Source organism: Microbacterium sp. BF1 (assembly GCF_019279095.1).
Classification (GTDB): Bacteria; Actinomycetota; Actinomycetes; order Actinomycetales; family Microbacteriaceae; genus Microbacterium; species Microbacterium maritypicum.
In genome coordinates, this window is the sequence record NZ_JAGYWT010000541.1 from 1 (window position 1) to 1,605 (window position 1,605).

1 protein-coding gene is annotated in these 1,605 nt (G+C 69.1%); it reads right to left on the reverse strand.

The genetic code is table 11. The annotated features are described in order from the left end of the window. On the reverse strand, positions 1-1,572 hold a 1,572-nt coding region (gene recQ, locus KZA10_RS14600), incomplete at its 3' end, for a DNA helicase RecQ (RefSeq protein ID WP_256934906.1). Positions 1,573-1,605: the final 33 nt, after the last annotated feature.

Here is a 1,605-nt window from a genome sequence, read left to right on the forward strand (position 1 = left end):
GGCGGCGCTGGCCTTGCGAGCACGGCCGGAGGAGGTGGGGCGCCCGATCGTGTCCTTGCGCAACGGCACGGCGGTCTCCCCTCGGAGCACACCGGCCGCCTGCTCTCCGGGCGCGAGAGTGCCGTAGTCTCCCTGCGCGACCACGATGCCGCGAGCGAGGAGCTGCCGCACGACACTTCGCCAGTCCTGGTCGGAGAGGTCGTTGCCGATGCCGTAGGTCGCGAGCTTGTCGTGGCCCTGCTGCCGGATGCGCTCGGTCGAGGCCCCGCGGAGGATGTCGATCAGATGCCCGGCGCCGAACGCCTGATTGCGCTCGCGCTTGAGCCGCACGATCGTCGAGAGTAGCTTCTGCGCGGGGACGAGACCGTCGAACGTCTCGGTGTCTTCCAGGCACGTGTCGCAGTTGCCGCACGGCTGCGACTCCTGCCCGAAATAGCCGAGAAGGTTCTGGCGTCGGCACTCCACGGTCTCGCACAGGGCGAGCATGGCGTCGAGGTGCTGGCCCATCCGCATCTTGAACGTGCGGTCGCCGGGGCTCTGGTCGATGAGCCTGCGCTGCTGCACGACGTCGCCGAGGCCGTACGCCATCCAGGCCACCGAGGGCTCGCCGTCGCGACCAGCGCGACCGGTCTCCTGGTAGTAACCCTCGACCGACTTCGGCAGGTCGATGTGCGCGACGAAGCGCACGTCGGGCTTGTCGATGCCCATGCCGAATGCGATCGTGGCGACCATGACCACGCCGTCGTCGCGAAGGAAGCGCGCCTGGTTCGCCGCCCGCACCTCGGCGGGCAGACCCGCGTGGTACGGCAGCGCATCAAGCCCCTGGGCGGCGAGGTAGGTCGCCGTCTGCTCGACCGACTTGCGGCTGAGCGCGTACACGATGCCCGCGGGCTGCGCACCGTCGTCGCTCGCCGGCGTCTGGGATCTGATGAACGCGACCAGCTGCTTGCGCGGGTCGACCTTGGGCACGATCCGATACTGGATGTTCGGGCGGTCGAAGCTCGCGACGAAGTGCTTCGCGGCGCCGAGCTGCAGTCGCTCGGTGATCTCCTTGTGCGTCGCCGCGGTCGCCGTGGCCGTGAGAGCCATGCGCGGCACCCTGGGGAACCGCTCGCCCAGGTCGCCCAGGGCGAGGTAGTCGGGGCGGAAGTCGTGACCCCACTGCGACACGCAGTGCGCCTCGTCGATCGCGATCACGCTGAGCGTTCTGCGCTGAAGAAGAGCAGTGGTCTGCGCGCTGGAAAGACGCTCCGGTGCGACGTAGATGAGGTCGAGCTCGCCGGCGATGTACGCCCTCTCGACCTCGCGACGCTCATCGATGGCCTGCGTGGAGTTGAGATAGGCGGCGTTGACGCCGTTGGCTCGCAGCGCATCGACCTGGTCGTGCATGAGCGCGATCAACGGGCTGATCACGAGCCCGGTGCCCTCGCGCACGAGAGCCGGCACCTGGTACGTGATGCTCTTTCCGCCACCGGTCGGCATCAGCACGACGGCGTCGCCGCCCGCGATGACCTGCTCGACGATGTCGGCCTGATCGCCGCGGAACTCGTCGTACCCGAAGACCGTGTGCAGCGCCTCGCGCGCGGTCGGGTAGCGACTCGGGGC